Origin of the sequence: Dyella jejuensis (assembly GCF_044904675.1) — a bacterium.
In the GTDB taxonomy this organism is placed as follows: Bacteria; Pseudomonadota; Gammaproteobacteria; order Xanthomonadales; family Rhodanobacteraceae; genus Dyella_B; species Dyella_B jejuensis.
In genome coordinates, this window is sequence record NZ_JADIKJ010000056.1 from 1 (window position 1) to 623 (window position 623).

Below are 623 nucleotides of genomic sequence, written 5' to 3' on the forward strand. Positions count from 1 at the left end.
CGACACGCCGAATCCGCAAGGTAAAGGGCGAGTTCTTATAGCTGGCGAATTCGCAAATAACTGGGGGCACCTCGGTTCCATGCTCGCCATGGCGCGTGCCTATCGCGCTACTGGCCACGAGGTGGTTTTGGCTGTCAGCGACTTGAACGCGGCGACCCGATTCTTCTTCTCAGCCGACGACTTTCCGCTACTTCAGGCCCCCATACTTCGTATTGCGCGGCATCCCGCACCTCACCAAGGGGGTGCGCTTAATTTTGCCGACCAGTTGTGGGGATTAGGTTACGCAGACCCCGCTGGGCTTGCTGCGGCTGCGGAGGCATGGATAGCGCTGCTCACCGGAATAGGCCCGAAACTGCTGGTGTATGTCAACGCGCCCACTGCGGTGCTGGCGGCGCGCGCACTGCGCATTCCGACTATCTTCGTGGGTGGCGCGTTCGATATTCCACCAGCCACATCCCCGTTGCCGATCTTCCGGCAAGCCGCCGATCTCCCTGAGCAAGAGCTTGCAGTGATTCGGGAGGCGGAGGTCGTGGAAAACATCAACTCGATTCTAAGGCGATTCCAACAGCCGGATCTCGAGTTTTTGGGAGAACTTTTCACCGCAAAAGACGTACGACTTACTA

1 protein-coding gene is annotated in these 623 nt (G+C 58.6%); it reads left to right on the forward strand.

All coding sequences use genetic code 11. The features are described from left to right. Window positions 1-623 (forward strand): glycosyltransferase family protein (locus ISP15_RS18245; RefSeq protein ID WP_404549415.1); only part of this gene is annotated, 623 nt, incomplete at both ends.